We start from the raw sequence: 15,966 nt of genomic DNA, 5'->3' as shown, positions 1-15,966 counted from the left end.
GTTCAGTCCTTTCCATTAAAGAGCAAGTCGGCAATTGCTTGGACCGGCATCGCTTGACCCGTCCAGAGTTGAAAGGCTTCGGCGCCTTGGTACAGCATCATCCCTAAGCCGTTAAAGACGTGGCGGACGCCGGCCGCTTGGGCAATGGTCATTAACTTGGTGGTCCGGGGCGCGTAGACCGTGTCGTAAACGATCAAATCCTCGCGCAGCCAGCTGGGGTCAGTGATCAAACTTTGGTCGGCCAGCGGTTTCATCCCCACCCCGGTCGCATCACAGTAAATGGTTGCATCCGCCAATTCCGCTTTAAATTGGGCTTGATCAGCCAGGGGGACGAAGCGGGCGTGGGCGTTGGTTTGTTCATTGATGATTTTCACGTTCTTTTGGGCTTGACTACCTTGGGGATCCGTTGCCCGGTTGACGATGACGATTTCTTTGACCCCGTCGAGGGCGGCTTGAATCGCGATCGGGGTTCCGGCTCCCCCGGCCCCGGCCAGGACCATTTTTTCGCCGCGCAGGTCGATGTTTTCAGCGGCCAGGGCCTGCATGAAGCCAATTCCATCGGTGGTGTAGCCGGTCAATTTGCCATGGTCGTTGACCACGGTGTTGACCGCGCCGGCCAGCTTGGCGGCGGGCGCTAAGTCATCCAAGAGGGGGAGAATGGCCTGCTTGTTGGGCATCGAAATGTTGGCCCCGCGCATTTCCAGGGTGCGAATTGCTTGGACGGCGCTGGGGAGTTCCTGTTGGCCAACTTCAAAGGCCAGGTAGGCGTAGTTGAGACCGAGCATGGCAAAGGCGTTGTTGTGCATGGTCGGTGACATGGAGTGGCGAATCGGGGTGGCTAATAAACCGATTAAAATAGTGTGTCCATCGATGCGTTCCATTATTTTTCCTCCTGTTGGTGATGAGTAAGTGCTAAGCCAATCATTAAGCAGCTGCCGATTAAACCGACGACGAGGTCACCGCCAAAGGCCGCGGTAATGCTGGTCTTTGATAAGACCCCGGTGATCAGCGGGACGGTAAAGGAAGCCAGGCTGCCAAAGAAGTAAAAGGCCCCCGTGACCATCCCGTGGCGGGCCGGGTAGAGCTTCATGAAGACGGTCAGACCAGTCTGCATGATCCCCCCGGCGGCCGCAAAGCCAAACAGTAAGCTGGTAAGGTTGGCGACCCACGGGGTTTGCCCCGCCCACAGTAAGGCGGCCAGAGCTACGGTGGCGAGCAGGTTTAAGCTGACGAGCAATTTAAGTTCACTGACGGCCCGGTTCAAAAGAATAAATAAGACGACGACCCCGCTGATTGAGCCGATACTGTAGAGCGATAATAAGAAGTGGGCCGCGGTTTCGCCCATTCCTAGGCTTTGTTGGGCAAAGAGGGTCACCCACTGGGTGAACCAGATCATCAAGGCCATTGAAGTGTAGCCGTAGCCAAGCAACAGCAAGGTTGATCCCAACCGGTGGTGGGTATTGGTGGGGTGAGCGACTTGGGCGTGGGCGGCCATTTGTTTTAATTCCGCCCGGTTCGGGAAGCGGACGGTCAAGACGTTGAGCAGGTTTAACAAGATCAAGGCCGCCATGACGAGAAAGGACCAGCCGAACCACCAGCCGTGGCTGGCCAAGGTGGCAACCAAGAGTGGCAGGATAAATTCCCCCAGCGAGACGAAGGCCTTAATCAAAATCGTGCCGTCCCCCTTACCACCGTTAATTTCGACTAAGGTGGTGTAGGTCCCGGCATCCAGGGCCGAATTGGCGATCCCCGCCAGGATGGCGAGCCCGTAGGCCACCGGGATCGATGGGTTGGCCACCATCCCCAGGGCAAAAATCAGGTAACAGCCCATCCCCAATAAGACGAAGAGCTTGCGGCTCAAGAGGTCGGCCAAGCTCCCAGTGATCAGGTAGGCGACTAAGCGGCCGATCCCGATCCCGGAGATGACAAAGGAGACGGTCGCCAGCGGGACGTGCCAGGCCCTGCTGAGGGCGGTCATATTTTGGGCCAGGATGATGATCCCAAAGCCGTGGACTAAGTAGTTGAGGTATAAGGTTAAAGCGAGCCGCCATTTTTGCAGGTTGACTCGGGACGTAGTTGACGGAATTTCCATATTGCCCTCCTTAAATTATTTTCAGTATGCATCAAGATAAATAAAAAAACCAACTAAATGGGTGAAGGGAACCACATCTAGCTGGTTAGCAGAAAAAATTGGGGAGCCTATGCTGCTCACCGCGCTGCCTAACTAGATGGAAGTACCTAGCTGACAGCATCCACAAAAGCTGACTTTGCTTAGGCACGAACGTCCCCGTCCGTACCAAGCAGTACGGACGCTACTTAAAATAAGCAAAGCCAAAATAAAACGCCATTAATTGTGGTTGGTGAAGCATGATCACAAACTCCTTTCCGATTTGATTGACTATATTAAAACATTCTCATTTTGGTTTGTCAAACCCTAATTTTAATTTTTTACCCCGGGCAAAAGTGGAGGGATCCCGGCCCGAAAAAACTGGCTGGTGTCCATATTATGTAGAAAAATACCGATTAGTTGATAAAAATGAAAAAGACGGTTGACATTTTCCGAAGTGGTGGTAAGCTGTTTGACAATTAGAAATTGATGAGATGCCGATAAAAAGAAGAGTAGGCCGGCGGCGGTTACCAAGCGAGCTCGGGGGATGGGAAAGAGCGAACTGCCAAGGGTTGAAGATGAGCTTTGAGGCAGAGTGAGGGTTGTTTAATGCAGCTACTCACCCCGGGTGCAACCGATACCTTGCAAAGTCTCCGCCCCCAGTGGGTGGGTACTTAATGAGTCGCCAACTGTGAGGTTGGCGAAGTGCAGGGTGGTACCACGAACCTTCGTCCCTGGATTTCAAGTCTGAAATCCGGGGGCGGAGGTTTTTTTGTTGGTTCAAGCAAGCAGGAGGTAATTACAATGGCAAAATTTCAAACCCAATTAGTTCATGGTCCTGGGACCAAGCTTGATCCGTATGGGGCGGCGGTGTTGCCAATTTATCCGGCTACAACCTACGCCTACCCCGCGATTGGCACGGCCCCGCAATATGATTACGGCCGCTCGGGCAACCCGACGCGCCATGCCGTGGAAGCCCAATTGGCAGCCTTGGAAGGGGGCCAAGCGGCCTTTGCCTTTGCCTCGGGAATGGCGGCGATTCATGCGGCACTGGCGATTTTCCAGGCTGGCGATCATTTGGTGGTTGGCAAGCAAATCTACGGGGGGACCTTTCGCTTGCTCAAGGAATTTTTTGCCCGGTGGGATTTAACGATTACCGCCGTCGATACCCGGGATTTAGCGGCGGTGGCCGCGGCGATCCAGCCTAATACCAAGGCCATCTACTTTGAACCGGTCACCAACCCCTTGCTACAGGTTACCCCGGTCGCTCCGCTGGCGCGCTTGGCCCACCAGCATGGCTTGTTAACGATCGTGGATAACACCTTTTTAAGCCCGTATTTGGCCCAACCCCTGCGCTGGGGGGCCGACATTGTGATTCACTCCGCGACTAAGTACCTGGCGGGCCATTCCGAGGTTTCGGCTGGCGTTTCACCAGGTGGTTAATCCCGCCGCTTTAGCAGTCACGGGGATTACCGCTTTATCCCCGCAATTACTGAACGCAGCCCGGCAGTGGGGACTGAAAATTCGCCTCTTGGCGCGGGCCCAACGCCGGGACCAGCGGCTCTTGGCGGAAGTCGCTCCCGTTGCAATCGGGCCCCAATCGGTTTTTTATGGCCTCGATGGGGTCGACAATGCGGTGGCCTTAACCAGTGAACGGCTGGGGCAGACGGTTTATCAAGGTCCTGGGGCCGGCGGCTTGGCCACGGCCAACAGTATCTTAAGTGACCTTTACCGTCTGACCAGTGCGCGTGGCATCAGCTTTACCCCAGCGGTGCCTGGTCGGGTGTACCCGTTAGCCCAAGCACCGCGCACCTATTTGGCGGTGAGCGCCGCTTCGTTGCCCCTTGGGGGACCCTGGCAAAAACGCCAAGCGGGCAGTGCCTTAACCCGCCCCCTAACGGCAAGCCAACAGGCCACTTGGGCCCAGCGCCTGCCCCAAGTGGCCTGGATGCCGGTCAGTGCGATATCCGGTTAACTACCGCGCTAATTAAAGGCGGAAAAAGGGTTGACAATGGTCAATTAGTCGGATTATGATAAATCCGTTAGAAAATTTAAGAATATGCTAATTTGACAGTAAGCAACCGGAAAGGAGGAAAACATGATGTTAACGCTAATTAAGTTGATGATTGTTTTTCTGACTGACCGGGCGCTGCTGACGGCCTGTTGTTAATTCTGATTTCCAACCGGGGTTGCGGGAAGGCAACCCGGCTTCTTTAAGGTTCTCATCGTGAGGTGGGACGGGAATCAGCGGGGACAACAGGCTTTTTTTGTACCTAATTTTAGGCCGAAAGCGGATTAGCGAATAGAAAGGGTGAGGTAATGTGGATTGGGCAGTAATCCAGCAAAGTTTGCCGGAGTTTGCCAAGGGCTTTCAATTAACGCTGTGGCTATCCGCCACCGGCATTGCGGGTGCGTTGGTGGTTGGCGTGGTGGTCAGCTTGCTGCGGTACTTTCAAGTTCCCGTTTTGGGGCGGCTCAGTGGGGCGTATGTCGAAGTGGCCCGCAACACTCCGTTGTTGATTCAGTTGTTCTTCTTGTACTACGCTTTTCCTGTCCTGGGGCTGAAATTTAGTGCCGCGACCTGTGGGATCATTGGCTTGGTCTTTTTGGGTGGGGCGTACATGGCCGAAGGCTTTACCGGGGGCTTTAACGGCGTCAGCCAAACGCAAGTGGAATCAGGCCGGGCTCTGGGGATGAACCAGTGGCAATTGGCCCGCTACGTGGTCTTACCGCAGGGCTTGGCCCTCAGTGTGCCAGCCCTGGCAGCTAATGTGATTTTTTTGATCAAGGAAACTTCGATTTTTTCGGTGATCGCGATTCCGGAATTGACCAATACGGCCTTGGATTTAATCGGTCTGTACTACCGGTCGAATGAGTACTTGCTGGTCTTGGTGGTCGCCTATGCCATTATTTTGATTCCCTTGTCCTTGCTCTTGACTTGGTTGGAAAGGAGGGTGCGGTATGCCACATTCGGGGATTAACGTCTTGTTTGAAGGCCATAATTTGGTGCGCCTGCTGGGTGGTTTATGGACAACGGTTTGGATTGCCGCTTTGGCCCTGGTGATTGGCCTGAGCCTGGGGGCGCTGCTCGGCGCGTTACGGACACTGAAAAATCCGGTGCTGCGGCTTGGTTTGCGCTTATATTTGGAATTTTTCCGGATCGTGCCGACGGTAGTCCTGCTCTTCTTGGCCTACTACCTGGTGCCGGAGCTTTTTCACGTCGATAGTCTGCCGGGCAGCTGGATGGCGGTAATTGCCTTTGGCCTTTGGGTGGCGGCGGAATTCAGCGACATTGTCCGCGGCGCGCTCCTGTCGGTCCCAGTGCACCAGCGCGAATCGGGGCTGGCCTTGGGAATGAACCGCTGGCAACTTTTCCGCTACGTCTTGTTGCCCCAGGCCTTGAAGTTGGAATTGCCCGCGACGATTAATTTGGCCACCCGGGTGATCAAGACGACTTCGCTGTTGATGTTGATCAGTGTGATGGACGTGATCAATATCGGTCAGCAGATCATTGAAGCCAATAATACGACTTACCGGACCGGGGTCTTTTGGGTCTACGGAGTGATTTTTATCTTTTACTTTGTGGTCGACTATCCCCTCTCTCGCTGGGCTCGGCACTTAGCGGCCCAGCAAAAGGTCTGATCGGCAGAAAGGAAGCAGTAATGGAAACGGAAATTTTAAAGGTAACCCACTTAAACAAATTCTACGGGGCGCGCCAGGTCCTCTTTGATGTGAATTTTACCCTGCACCAAGGCGAAGTGCTGACCCTACTGGGCCCCTCGGGGTCGGGGAAGAGTACCCTGCTGCGGACCTTAAACGGCTTGGAAGCCTTTCAGGCCGGGACCTTGACGTTTAACGGTCAGCCCGTGGTCGCCGATGAAGCCCACTGGCAAAAATTGCGGCAAAAAATCGGGATGGTCTTTCAAAGTTACGACCTGTTCCCGAATTTGACGGTGCTCGAAAACATCACGCTAGCTCCGGTAAAGATTCAAGGGCGGCCAGCCGCGGCCGTGCAAGCAGAAGCCCTTGCCCTGCTCGAACGGGTGGGGTTGAGCGCGTACGCGAAGGCCTATCCGCGGGAGCTGTCCGGGGGCCAAAAGCAGCGGATCGCGATTGTGCGGGCCTTGGCCTTGCACCCGGAATTAATGTTGTTTGATGAAGTCACGGCTTCCTTGGACCCGGAAATGGTGCGGGGGGTCTTGGAAATTATCAAGCAGTTGTCACAAGAAGCAGCGATGACGATGATCATCGTGACTCACGAAATGAACTTTGCCGCCCAAATCGCCGACCGCGTCCTCTTCTTGGCCGATGGCAAAATCGTCGAGGACACGCCGGGCCAGCAATTTTTTGCCCAGCCGCAAACGCAGCGGGCGCAAGAATTTTTGGATAGCATGGACTTTTAAGAAGGAAGGTCAACCAAATGAAGAAAATTTTCAAAGCAATTATCCTGAGTCTCGGGGCGCTGCTCTTAGCCTTGGCCCCGTTAGCCACTTTGGCCCGGCCCGCGCAGGCGGCCACAAACCCCAGCTCAGTGGCCGCGATTAAGAAGCGTGGCACCTTGCGGGTCGCCGTCTTTGGTGATTTAAAGCCTTACGGGTGGGTTAATCAAGATGGCAAGCGGGTCGGCTACGACGTTTACTTGGCGCGGCGCTTAGCCAAGGACTTAGGGGTTAAGGTCAAGTTTATCCAAGTCAACGCCAACAACCGGGTCGATACCTTAAATGCCAATAAGGCCGACTTGGTCTTGGCTAACTTTACGGTAACGCCGGAACGCAAGCAGGTTGTCAGCTTTGCCAAGCCATACATGAAAGTATCTGTCGGGGTGGTGTCTAAGAAGACAAAGCCAGTAACCAAGGTCAGCCAGTTAAAGGGCCAAAAGCTGATTGTCACCAAGGGGACCACGGCCGAACAATACTTTACCCAAAAGCAAAAGCAGGTCCAATTGCTGAAGTTTGACTCCAAGACCCAACAGTTCAACGCCTTAAAGAACGGGCGGGCGACGGCTTTGGCGGATGATAACTCCTACCTGTACGCTTGGGTCAAGCAACACCCAAAGTACACGGTCGGCATCAAGCAATTAGGGGCCAGCTCCTACATTGCCCCGGGAATCAAGAAGGGGAACACTTCCCTGCTGAAGTGGACGAATCGAGAAATCACCAAGCTGAATAAGGAAGGCTTCTTTGCCAAGGACTACAACCAAGAATTAAAGCCATACTTTGGCAGTGAAGTGAAGCCAAGTGACATTATTTTGGATAAGTAAGCAGGTAACGCGGTTCCGGGGGAGCCGCGTTTTTTGGTGGTATGATTAAGGAAAATGACGCATGCCAAGTACGGAGGAAATGACATGAAACAAGTTCAGCAACTCGAAATTCTTAAGCACTTAATTGCCATCCCCTCGGTCAACGGTCGAGAAGCGGCAGTGGCCGATTACTTGACCAAACTTTTTACCCCCTACCAAGATCAAATTCAAATCGAGCGGGTGACTTATGCGCCGGGACGCGACAACTTAGTGATTACCGCTGGTCAGGGGACGAAGACCCTCGGCTTGGCCGGCCACATGGACGTGGTTGCCCCCGGAGATCTGGCTCAGTGGACGACTGATCCCTTTAAAGCCACGGTTAAGGCCGGTCGTCTATACGGGCGGGGCGCGTGTGACATGAAGAGTGGCCTGGCAGCGATTGTGGTGGCCCTGCTGGAAATGTTGGAGCACCAGACCCTGCCGGGGAGGATCCGGTTGTTAGCCACGGTCGGTGAAGAGACTGGCGAGTACGGTGCTGCCCAGTTGACTAAAGCGGGGTATGCTGATGACCTGGCCGGGTTGATGATTGCCGAGCCAAGCGCCGACCTTCGCGAGGTCGGCTACACCGCCAAAGGAGTGATCGATTACATCTTGACTGCCAAGGGCCAGAGCGCGCATGCCTCCCAGCCGCAACTGGGGATCAACGCTCTCGACCATGTGCTGGAATTTGCCACTCAGGCTAAAGCCCGCCTGGCTAAGCTCGATCAAGTCGATCCGGTGCTGGGGCCTTTGACCCACGTGATCAGTGTGATCAACGGTGGTGAGCAAATCAACAGTGTCCCAGCCCAAGCGACTTTGCAGGGCAATATTCGCACGATTCCCGCCCATCCCAACCAGCAGGTCTACGATATTTTGGCTGGCCTAGTGGCGGAATTGAACCAGCGGCCAGGCTACGATTTGCGCCTGACTTACAGCTTTCCGGAAGAGCCGATGCCGGGTGTAGCAGACGCCCCGCTGCTGAAATTGATTGATCAGGTCCATCAGGACGTCTTTGGTACTTCGGTCACGCCGGTGGGGCAAGCCGGGGCCAGTGATGGTTCCGAATTTCTGCATGCGAAGGGCGACTTTACGATCGCTTTGATCGGTCCTGGTGGTGACACTAGCCACGCCAGCAACGAATTCGTTGACCTGGCCGTCTACTACCAGGCGATTGAATTCTATCAGCGACTGGCCGCTGCTTTCTTTGCACCGGATAATTAAAGCGTTTTCTAACTTGTGAAAAGCATTGCTGGCTGCAGGACGCCAGCAGTGGTGCAATCAACTTGAAGGCTGTTGAAATAAAAAAGTTTGTGAAAAAAGTTAAAAATCGCTCCGTTTCGCGTATATATAATTAGGGAGAAAGCTCCCGAGTAAAAGTGGCACGCCCGGCTCGCTGAAAGGCAGTGGGGATGCTACAATAAGAATAGGAGCGATGAAATGGCGTAAGAATATTTTGACTTCACTAACGACCTGATTTTCCGCTGGGTAATGGAGCACGAGGAAAATTGCCTCGCGATTTTGCGGGCAATTTTACCAGAGCTCAAGATCACGGCGGTCAAGCGGCTGGAGAACGAGCACCCGGTCAACTACCTGGCCTTTGATGATGAGCGCGGCGTCCGCTTTGACGCAATCATTGAGGACGATCAGGAACAGTTCTACGACGTGGAAATGCAAGTCGCAAACCAACCGGGGCTGGGCAAACGGGTCCGCTACTACCAGGCGCAGATTGACCAAGAGACGCTGAAGAAGGGTGAAGATTACGATGACCTGCGGGAAAGCTACGTCATCTTCTTTTGCGCCTTTGACCCCTGCGGGCAGGATCGGCGATTATATCAGTTCCACTACTACGAGGATGACGACCGGCAGTTGCGCCTGCCGACCAACTCGCACGTGATTCTGATCAATGCCTTGGGCACCAAGGGTCAAATCACCCCGGCATTGGCAGCGGTCTTGGACGTCATGAACCGCCGGCACGATAACGCCAACCCGTTGGCGGTCAGGTTGGTGAAGGAAATCGATGACTATAATCGGGATAAGAAACGGAGGCGAGCACTGATGAATTTAAAAATGCGGCTGAAGGATGAATGGCGACTGGGGCTAAGCGAAGGTCTTGACCAAGGGCGAGCGGAAGGAAAAGTAGAAGGTCGTGCAGAGGGCCGCGCAGAAGGAAAGGCAGAAGGCCGCGATGAAATGACGCTTGGCTTGATTCATGCTTTGCAGGCCCAAGGGATGCCGCAAAAACAAATCGTAGAAGCCCTGGCCTTAGCCCGGAAGATCTCATTAGCCGAAGCGCAACATTACTATGATCAGGTGGTGCAAGCTACTAGCGGAGGCGAGCACTGATGAATTTAAAAATGCGGCTGAAGGATGAATGGAAACTGGGGTTAAGCGAAGGTCTTGATTAAGGGAGAGCGGAAGGAAAGGCAGAAGGTCTTAGTCAAGGAAGAGCAGAAGGAAAAACAGAAGGCCGCGATGAAATGGCGTTTGGCTTGATTCATGCTTTGCAGGCCCAAGGGATGCCGCAAAAACAAATCGTAGAAGCCCTGGCCTTAGCCCGGAAGATCTCATTAGCCGAAGCGCAACATTACTATGAGCAAATGGCGCGAGCTGCCAACGGAGGCGAGCACTAATGAATTTACAAATGCGACTGAAGGATGAATGGCGACTTGGGTTGAGTGAAGGTCATGCAATGGGCCGTGTAGAGGGCTACGCAGAAGGAAGAGCAGAAGGTCGCGCAGAAGGCCGCGATGAAACGATGCTCAGCGTAATCCATACTCTACAAATGCAAGGTCAAACCCCAAAACAAATCGTGGAAACGTTAGCCTTGATGCAAAAAAGTTCATTAGCTGCCGCCCAACGTTATTATGAGCAGGTAGCGCAACCTGACAACCGCGGCGAGGAATAAGAAGGGGAGACTAAGCGCACTCAAGAATTTTGCCAACGGAACGAACGGTGGGACTGCTTGAAGCAGACAGGCGGGCCCACCGTTTTTAGTTTGTGAAGATGAAAATTTTGGTGGGTAAAACCCGATTAACCAAGTGCTCAGTGGCCAGAACCAAAAAACTTTGTGAATAAAGTTAAAAATCCCTCTTTTTCGCGTATATACAAAGTAGGGGCTTACCCCGCGTGAGGAGGAATTTAAATGGCAAATAAAACAATGACGCAAGCTAGCGTCCTAGTGGCACGGTGGCTAGCTGAGCCGACCAGCCTGCGGCCGTTAATGCAGCAGCTATTGGGCGAACCATCAGTGGCGACGATCAAGCAAGTCAGCTGGCAGAGTGATACAATCCTGCCGCAGTGTTATAGCTTGGCCGTAATGGTCCAAGACGACTGGGGGCGCTGTACGCCGGTGCAGTTGCGCTTGGTTGCGCCGGCCCGGCAGCTACCAGTCGCCCTAAATCATTTGACAAACTTGGTGACCAAGCCGCGTTCCGCACAACCACCGGTGACCTTTTTCTTGGCACCGCTGATCGCTTGGAATGCGCTCCGCTTTATCGAAGTGAGCTTAGATCGGATCGGGCCGCGCTTGCGGTGTGGGACGGGAAAATTGGCTTGATAGGGAAAGATCATTGAGACAATCATTGCCCGTTTTTGGCGGTCAAAGTTGATTACCAGCGCGGGTCGCGGGCAGGACGGACGGTAATCTTTGAAATCTTTTGATCGATGGGCAGATGCAAGTACCGGTTGATTGGCGTGGCGCTGCGCTGATTTGCGTAGATTTTAGTGCTGCTGTCAAAGGCGATTAATTGCCGACGTTCGTTGTACACCATGATAAAGATCAAGATATCGGTTTGGGGCTGTTTTGCTTTGCATTCGCCTTGGATCTGGAGGGTGGCAACTTGACCAGGCTCTTCATCGTAACTTCGTCTGGCTGTGCAACCCACCACTTCGACGTCACATTGAGTTTCTGCGATTAGATCACGGGCAAAGGGGTTAGCGGGTAGCCGGCGGTCAATTGGACATTGACTGAGAGCGATCACATCAAGATCGGACAAGGGAGCTGGTACCGTGGTCGCCATACGCTGGTCTTTGACGGCGTGAGCCAGGTTCAGACACCACTTAGCGGCGGCTTCAGTCAGGCCAAATTCAGCCCGCAGCTGTCGACGGGTTGCATCATCGTTAGTGGGGACCTCAAATAGCAAGCCAAATTCCCAGCAGACCCGGGTGAGGTTAAATTCCAGGCTGGTCGGATGTAGGGATTGGAGTTGGGCACTTAAGGAAAGCCAATCGCTGAGTAAGTTGGGATGAGTAGCGATTAAAGTGGCTAGGTCAGGAAGTTTGGTCATCGTGTTTCACCAATTGGGTAGATTTTTACGTGGTCAATCTTAGCGGCATCGGGATCAGAACGTGAAAAGCCGAAGGGGTAGTGATTAAAAAAGGCGGGGGTTACAATTTCGCTGGTTACCAAACCACTACCGTAGGGGGTATTGCTTTCTTCGGTTAGGATGATGTTGCCGGCTTGATCGTAGGCGATCAGCGCCATCTTAAAGCGGGCAGTGAGGTTGGGCGCGGAAATTTGGCCTACAACGGTCAGCTTATGCCCGGTCGTATAGGCTACAATGTCAAGATCGGCGATCCCGAGCTCTTCTTCTAAGGCGGGTTCGCGGATAATTTTGCTTGGGGGCAGATAATGAAGTGTCATTGGTACAGTTCCTCTATTTAAGCTTGATTGAGTTAATTTTATCATGGGGATTGCATCACACAGAAACAGTTATTAAGCAGGACTAACTTTTGAGGTAGCCCTGCTTTTTTATAGCGGAATTTGTTTCGAATTGATTGTGAATTAATTAGCTAATGTGAGGGCGCTTAAGGGAGAAAAAAGGCCTAGTCAAGCGACATTGGAAGATTGAAACATGTTACAGGAAATGAAACGAATTTCTAATGGTATTGATGTTGATTCATCAACAACGAAAGGGGTTCCAAAATTATAATCAGAGATAGATAATAACACCGTAAACAAATTTAAAAATCTTTTTAGGAGGAATGACTCATGACTAAACGCGATTACATCGACACGGTTCCGTTCACTAAAGAAGAAATGCAATTTATGGTAGATCTGGGATTAGAAATTAAAGAGGCCATTCACAATGGTTACTACCCGCCACTGTTAAAGAATAAGTCCTTAGGGATGATCTTTGAGCAAACTTCTACTCGGACTCGGAATGCCGCAGAAGCAGCGATGACTGAATTAGGTGGTCACGCATTGTATCTAGCACCGGGCCAAATTCAATTAGGCGAAGGTGGCCATGAATCGTTAACTGATACGGGACACGTGTTAGGACGGTTACTTGACATTGTTGGTGCCCGTGTAAACCGGCACTCAGAAGTTGAAAATCTGGCTAAGTACTCTCAAGTTCCTGTAGTTAACTTTATGAGTGATGAGAGTCATCCAACTCAAGCCTTAGGCGACTTGACAACGATTGAAGAACACCTGCCAGCAGGTAAAACACTTGAAGAATGTAAAGTAGTCTTTGTTGGGGATGCAACGCAAGTCGCTATTTCTACGATGTACTTTACGGCGCAAATGGGGATGCACTTTGCTCAATTTGGCCCGGAAGGTAAACAAATGCCAGCTAAGGATTTGGCTAAGGCCCAAGAAATTGCTAAGCAAACTGGTGCTACGATTGAAATTTCTGATGATGAAGCAATCCTTGATGGTGCTGACTTTATTTACACTGATGTTTGGTACGGTCTTTACGATAAAGAATTGCAAAAAGATGAATACATGAAGATCTTCTATCCAAAGTATCAAGTTAATGATGACTTACTGAAGAAGACCAACAATGAAGATGTGCAAGTGTTGCACTGCTTACCAGCTAGCCGGGGCGAAGAAGTTACCGATGAAGTTTTAGATGGTCCCCACTCGATTGTTTGGGACCAAGCGGAAAACCGGAAGACGGCCATGCGGGCAATCTTCGTTTACTTACTGAACCCAACTTTGAACTATGCTTCAAAGGAAGTGGCCGCAATGTATCAGGCAGAATTAGATTTAATGTTACGGAATGCACCAGACTCTCGTGAAAATTAATTAGGCTTTCGATAGAAAAGGGTGATTAAAATGGATAAGCCCAAAAAGTTTCACCTCTTTGATGCGGTCTTGATGTCAGTAGTAGTGGTTATGGTGGCTGAGTCGGCTGCCCCAGCTGCTGCAATTGGACCATCACAATTCTTTTGGTGGATCTTCTTATTAATCTTCTTTTTCGTCCCGTATGGGCTTGTTTCTTCTGAATTAGGGACGGCCTACACTGGCGATGGTGGCTTATACGATTGGGTAAAACAGGCCTTTGGCTCACGCTGGGGTGGCCGATTAGCTTGGCTTTATTGGATTAACTATCCACTTTGGATGGCGAGTCTGGCAATTCTATTTACTCAAACCATGAGTCAAATTTTTAAACTTCACTTAGGAACCTTCTGGGATGTATTAATTCAATTAATTTTTGTTTGGGTTGTGGTGTTGCTAGGCAACAAACCTGTCTCGGAAAGTAAGTGGATTATGAACATCGCAGCGTTAGGGAAGATTGTGATTGTTCTTGGTTTAGGTGTTTTAGGGATTTATGTAGCGATGACACGGGGCGTTGCCAATGATTATTCCGGTCTAAACCTATTGCCAAAAGCTAATTTAACCTCCTTAAGTAACCTTTCGATTATTATTTTTAACTTCCTTGGGTTTGAAGTTGTAGCAACGATGGCCGACGATATGGATGACCCAAAGCATCAGATTCCAAAAGCAATCATCTATGGTGGGGCCTTAATTGCCTTCTTCTATCTGTTAATGGCCTTTGGGATGGGCGTTGCCGTACCAACCTCAAAATTGTCACCAAGTAGTGGCTTAATCGACAGTTTCATCTTGTTAGTAGGGCAGATGAATTGGTTTGTTGTGTTGATTGGTGTGCTTTTCCTGTACATTTTGGCTTCGGAAATGGTTTCTTGGGCCCTCGGGGTTAATTACGTTGCTGACTACGCTGCTAAAAATCATGATTTACCAGCCATCTTTGCAAAAGAAGATGCAAAAGGAATGCCAGTTGGGACCGGCTATTTAAACGGGATTGTCGCAACCATTCTTTGTGTCGCTTCACCATTTATCCCGAATCAGGATATTTTCTGGGCCTTCTTCTCCTTAAATGTCGTGGCATTACTATTATCGTACGTCATGATGTTCCCGGCTTTCTGGAAGTTGCGGAAGAGTGATCCAGATCGTGAACGGCCATTTAAAGTTGGTGGCGGAAACGTTATGATTAATTTAATCACTTGGGTTCCAGAAGTATTATTGATTATTACTGTGCTATTGACAATTCTCCCACTAAGCAGTGATCCGGCCGAGATTTCAACTAAAGTGCCAGTTCTGGTGGGAACAATTCTTACGTTAATCATTGGCGAAATTTTGGTTCGTTACTCCGAGAAAAAGCATGAACAGACAACGACGCATATCGAACACATTAAGAATAGTGAGGTACATTAATTATGAAGACGTTAACAAGTACTCCTAAGCAAGACGGTTACCGGATGCCAGGTGAATTTGAAGCTCACCGCGGGGTCTACATTCTTTGGCCACAACGCCCAGATAACTGGCGTAATGGTGGGAAGCCAGCTCAAAAGCAATTTGTTGATGTGGCAACCGCTATTTCAGAATTTGAACATGTAACGGTTGGAGTAAACGATGATCAATATGAAAACGCGCGGAACTTATTACCTGACCAAGTGGAAGTAGTTGAAATTTCGAATAATGATTCCTGGATTCGTGACTGTGGGGCAACCTTTGTTAAGAACGACCAAGGCGGCTTGCGGGCAGTTGACTGGACTTTCAATGCCTGGGGCGGGTTATTTGATGGTTTGTACTTCCCATGGGATAAGGATGATCGGATTGCCCAAAAGATGGCCGAAATGGAACATGTTGACCGTTACCGCTTGAATGATTTCGTTTTAGAAGGGGGCTCCATTCACGTCGACGGTGAAGGGACGTTGATTACGACCGAAGAATGCTTGTTATCTGAAGGGCGGAACCCACAACTTTCCAAAGAGCAAATCGAAGAAGTACTGAAGGAACACTTAAACTTAGAAAAGATCATCTGGCTGCACAAGGGGATTTACCTGGATGAAACGAACGGTCACGTTGACAACATTGCGAACTTTGTTGCTCCGGGCCATGTAGTGTTAGCTTGGACGGATGACCAAACTGATCCACAATATGAAATTTCGCGGGAAAACCTTGAAATTCTGGAACAAGCAACAGATGCCAAAGGTCGGAAATTGAAGATTACGAAGCTGTACTTGCCAAAGCCAATTACCATCACGAAAGAGGAAAGCGAGGGGGTTGATGCGATCGAAGGCGTTCAACCACGGACTGAAGGTGAACGGTTGGCAGCAAGTTACGTAAACTACTACACGGCAAATGGAGGGATTGTTTTCCCACTCTTTAATGATCCAAATGATGAAAAGGCCCGGGAAACCCTGCAAAGCTTATACCCGGACCGGAAGATCGTTGGGGTTCCAGCCCGTGAAATTTTATTGGGTGGTGGGAACATTCACTGCATTACCCAACAAGTTCCAGAAGCATAACAAAGAGGGGTGCATATGGCAAAAG

General features: G+C 51.1%; 17 protein-coding genes and 1 pseudogene. 14 read left to right on the top strand and 4 right to left on the bottom strand.

Annotated elements, in window-relative coordinates; all coding sequences use genetic code 11:
• Positions 1-2 precede the first annotated feature (2 nt).
• Positions 3-881 (bottom strand): shikimate dehydrogenase, encoded by an 879-nt coding sequence (locus BN54_RS05280; RefSeq protein WP_019206125.1) that lies wholly within the window; start codon positions 879-881, stop codon positions 3-5.
• On the bottom strand, positions 881-2,092 hold the full coding sequence (locus tag BN54_RS05275; protein WP_019206124.1) for an MFS transporter: 1,212 nt from the start codon (positions 2,090-2,092) through the stop codon (positions 881-883). Before BN54_RS05275 ends, BN54_RS05280 begins: the two co-directional genes overlap by 1 nt.
• An 819-nt stretch (positions 2,093-2,911) precedes the next feature.
• Between BN54_RS05275 and BN54_RS05270 the strand changes: the two are divergent.
• The 11 genes and pseudogenes from BN54_RS05270 to BN54_RS05225 form a co-directional block, all read left to right on the top strand.
• Positions 2,912-3,532: pseudogene (locus BN54_RS05270) on the top strand (trans-sulfuration enzyme family protein); the annotation flags it as partial.
• A 10-nt stretch (positions 3,533-3,542) separates the two neighbouring features.
• Positions 3,543-4,082 carry a hypothetical protein gene (locus BN54_RS05265; protein ID WP_019206122.1) on the top strand — a complete coding sequence of 180 codons (540 nt, stop codon included), beginning with the start codon at positions 3,543-3,545 and terminating at the stop codon, positions 4,080-4,082.
• A 346-nt stretch (positions 4,083-4,428) separates the two neighbouring features.
• Positions 4,429-5,088 (top strand): amino acid ABC transporter permease, encoded by a 660-nt coding sequence (locus BN54_RS05260; protein ID WP_019206121.1) that lies wholly within the window; start codon positions 4,429-4,431, stop codon positions 5,086-5,088.
• Positions 5,069-5,749: an amino acid ABC transporter permease gene (locus tag BN54_RS05255; protein ID WP_019206120.1), complete on the top strand. Its 681-nt coding sequence runs from the start codon at positions 5,069-5,071 to the stop codon at positions 5,747-5,749. Before BN54_RS05260 ends, BN54_RS05255 begins: the two co-directional genes overlap by 20 nt.
• Before the next feature lie 20 nt (positions 5,750-5,769).
• A complete protein-coding gene (locus BN54_RS05250; RefSeq protein ID WP_019206119.1) occupies positions 5,770-6,510 on the top strand; it encodes an amino acid ABC transporter ATP-binding protein in 741 nt (246 codons plus the stop codon).
• Positions 6,511-6,527: 17 nt separating this feature from the next.
• Positions 6,528-7,367 (top strand): transporter substrate-binding domain-containing protein, encoded by an 840-nt coding sequence (locus BN54_RS05245; RefSeq protein WP_019206118.1) that lies wholly within the window; start codon positions 6,528-6,530, stop codon positions 7,365-7,367.
• 84 nt (positions 7,368-7,451) lie between these two features.
• Positions 7,452-8,606, top strand: coding sequence for an ArgE/DapE family deacylase (locus BN54_RS05240; RefSeq protein ID WP_019206117.1), 1,155 nt, complete (start codon positions 7,452-7,454; stop codon positions 8,604-8,606).
• Between the two features lie 249 nt (positions 8,607-8,855).
• The gene (locus tag BN54_RS05235) at positions 8,856-9,728 is read left to right on the top strand and encodes an Rpn family recombination-promoting nuclease/putative transposase (protein WP_367587265.1); all 873 of its coding nucleotides are present in this window, start codon (positions 8,856-8,858) and stop codon (positions 9,726-9,728) included.
• Between the two features lie 134 nt (positions 9,729-9,862).
• A complete protein-coding gene (locus BN54_RS10225; RefSeq protein ID WP_019206114.1) occupies positions 9,863-10,015 on the top strand; it encodes a hypothetical protein in 153 nt (50 codons plus the stop codon).
• The gene (locus BN54_RS05230; RefSeq protein WP_019206113.1) at positions 10,015-10,290 is read left to right on the top strand and encodes a FliH/SctL family protein; all 276 of its coding nucleotides are present in this window, start codon (positions 10,015-10,017) and stop codon (positions 10,288-10,290) included. Before BN54_RS10225 ends, BN54_RS05230 begins: the two co-directional genes overlap by 1 nt.
• A 237-nt stretch (positions 10,291-10,527) precedes the next feature.
• The gene (locus BN54_RS05225) at positions 10,528-10,941 is read left to right on the top strand and encodes a hypothetical protein (protein WP_019206112.1); all 414 of its coding nucleotides are present in this window, start codon (positions 10,528-10,530) and stop codon (positions 10,939-10,941) included.
• A 52-nt stretch (positions 10,942-10,993) separates the two neighbouring features.
• Here BN54_RS05225 and BN54_RS05220 read toward each other — a convergent pair whose 3' ends face one another.
• Together BN54_RS05220 and BN54_RS05215 are read right to left on the bottom strand one after the other, a co-directional pair.
• Positions 10,994-11,671 (bottom strand): hypothetical protein, encoded by a 678-nt coding sequence (locus BN54_RS05220; protein WP_019206111.1) that lies wholly within the window; start codon positions 11,669-11,671, stop codon positions 10,994-10,996.
• Positions 11,668-12,027: a hypothetical protein gene (locus BN54_RS05215; RefSeq protein ID WP_019206110.1), complete on the bottom strand. Its 360-nt coding sequence runs from the start codon at positions 12,025-12,027 to the stop codon at positions 11,668-11,670. Before BN54_RS05215 ends, BN54_RS05220 begins: the two co-directional genes overlap by 4 nt.
• A gap of 348 nt (positions 12,028-12,375) precedes the next feature.
• Here BN54_RS05215 and argF point away from each other — a divergent pair, with 348 nt between their 5' ends.
• The 3 genes from argF to aguA are packed head-to-tail and all read left to right on the top strand — an operon-like array spanning position 12,376 to position 15,941.
• Positions 12,376-13,413, top strand: a complete 1,038-nt coding sequence (gene argF, locus BN54_RS05210; RefSeq protein WP_019206109.1) for an ornithine carbamoyltransferase — start codon at positions 12,376-12,378, stop codon at positions 13,411-13,413.
• 30 nt (positions 13,414-13,443) lie between these two features.
• Positions 13,444-14,844 carry an APC family permease gene (locus BN54_RS05205; RefSeq protein WP_019206108.1) on the top strand — a complete coding sequence of 467 codons (1,401 nt, stop codon included), beginning with the start codon at positions 13,444-13,446 and terminating at the stop codon, positions 14,842-14,844.
• A 2-nt stretch (positions 14,845-14,846) separates the two neighbouring features.
• Complete coding sequence (aguA, locus tag BN54_RS05200; protein WP_019206107.1) at positions 14,847-15,941, top strand: agmatine deiminase; 1,095 nt, start codon at positions 14,847-14,849, stop codon at positions 15,939-15,941.
• Positions 15,942-15,966 lie beyond the last annotated feature (25 nt).

The sequence above is a fragment of the Limosilactobacillus ingluviei str. Autruche 4 genome (genome assembly GCF_000312405.1).
Lineage (GTDB): Bacteria > Bacillota > Bacilli > Lactobacillales > Lactobacillaceae > Limosilactobacillus > Limosilactobacillus ingluviei.
The sequence above is the reverse complement of the archived record's forward strand: the minus strand, read 5'-3'. Positions and strand labels throughout refer to the sequence as shown.

Bases quoted from the DNA above. Each gene is read 5' to 3' on its own strand.
- BN54_RS05280 (WP_019206125.1), bottom strand. From the start codon at position 881: ATGGAACGCATCGATGGACACACTATTTTAATCGGTTTATTAGCCACC.
- BN54_RS05275 (WP_019206124.1), bottom strand. From the start codon at position 2,092: ATGGAAATTCCGTCAACTACGTCCCGAGTCAACCTGCAAAAATGGCGG.
- BN54_RS05255 (WP_019206120.1), top strand. From the start codon at position 5,069: ATGCCACATTCGGGGATTAACGTCTTGTTTGAAGGCCATAATTTGGTG.
- BN54_RS05250 (WP_019206119.1), top strand. From the start codon at position 5,770: ATGGAAACGGAAATTTTAAAGGTAACCCACTTAAACAAATTCTACGGG.
- BN54_RS05245 (WP_019206118.1), top strand. From the start codon at position 6,528: ATGAAGAAAATTTTCAAAGCAATTATCCTGAGTCTCGGGGCGCTGCTC.
- BN54_RS05240 (WP_019206117.1), top strand. From the start codon at position 7,452: ATGAAACAAGTTCAGCAACTCGAAATTCTTAAGCACTTAATTGCCATC.
- BN54_RS10225 (WP_019206114.1), top strand. From the start codon at position 9,863: ATGGCGTTTGGCTTGATTCATGCTTTGCAGGCCCAAGGGATGCCGCAA.
- BN54_RS05230 (WP_019206113.1), top strand. From the start codon at position 10,015: ATGAATTTACAAATGCGACTGAAGGATGAATGGCGACTTGGGTTGAGT.
- BN54_RS05225 (WP_019206112.1), top strand. From the start codon at position 10,528: ATGGCAAATAAAACAATGACGCAAGCTAGCGTCCTAGTGGCACGGTGG.
- BN54_RS05220 (WP_019206111.1), bottom strand. From the start codon at position 11,671: ATGACCAAACTTCCTGACCTAGCCACTTTAATCGCTACTCATCCCAAC.
- BN54_RS05215 (WP_019206110.1), bottom strand. From the start codon at position 12,027: ATGACACTTCATTATCTGCCCCCAAGCAAAATTATCCGCGAACCCGCC.
- argF (WP_019206109.1), top strand. From the start codon at position 12,376: ATGACTAAACGCGATTACATCGACACGGTTCCGTTCACTAAAGAAGAA.
- BN54_RS05205 (WP_019206108.1), top strand. From the start codon at position 13,444: ATGGATAAGCCCAAAAAGTTTCACCTCTTTGATGCGGTCTTGATGTCA.
- aguA (WP_019206107.1), top strand. From the start codon at position 14,847: ATGAAGACGTTAACAAGTACTCCTAAGCAAGACGGTTACCGGATGCCA.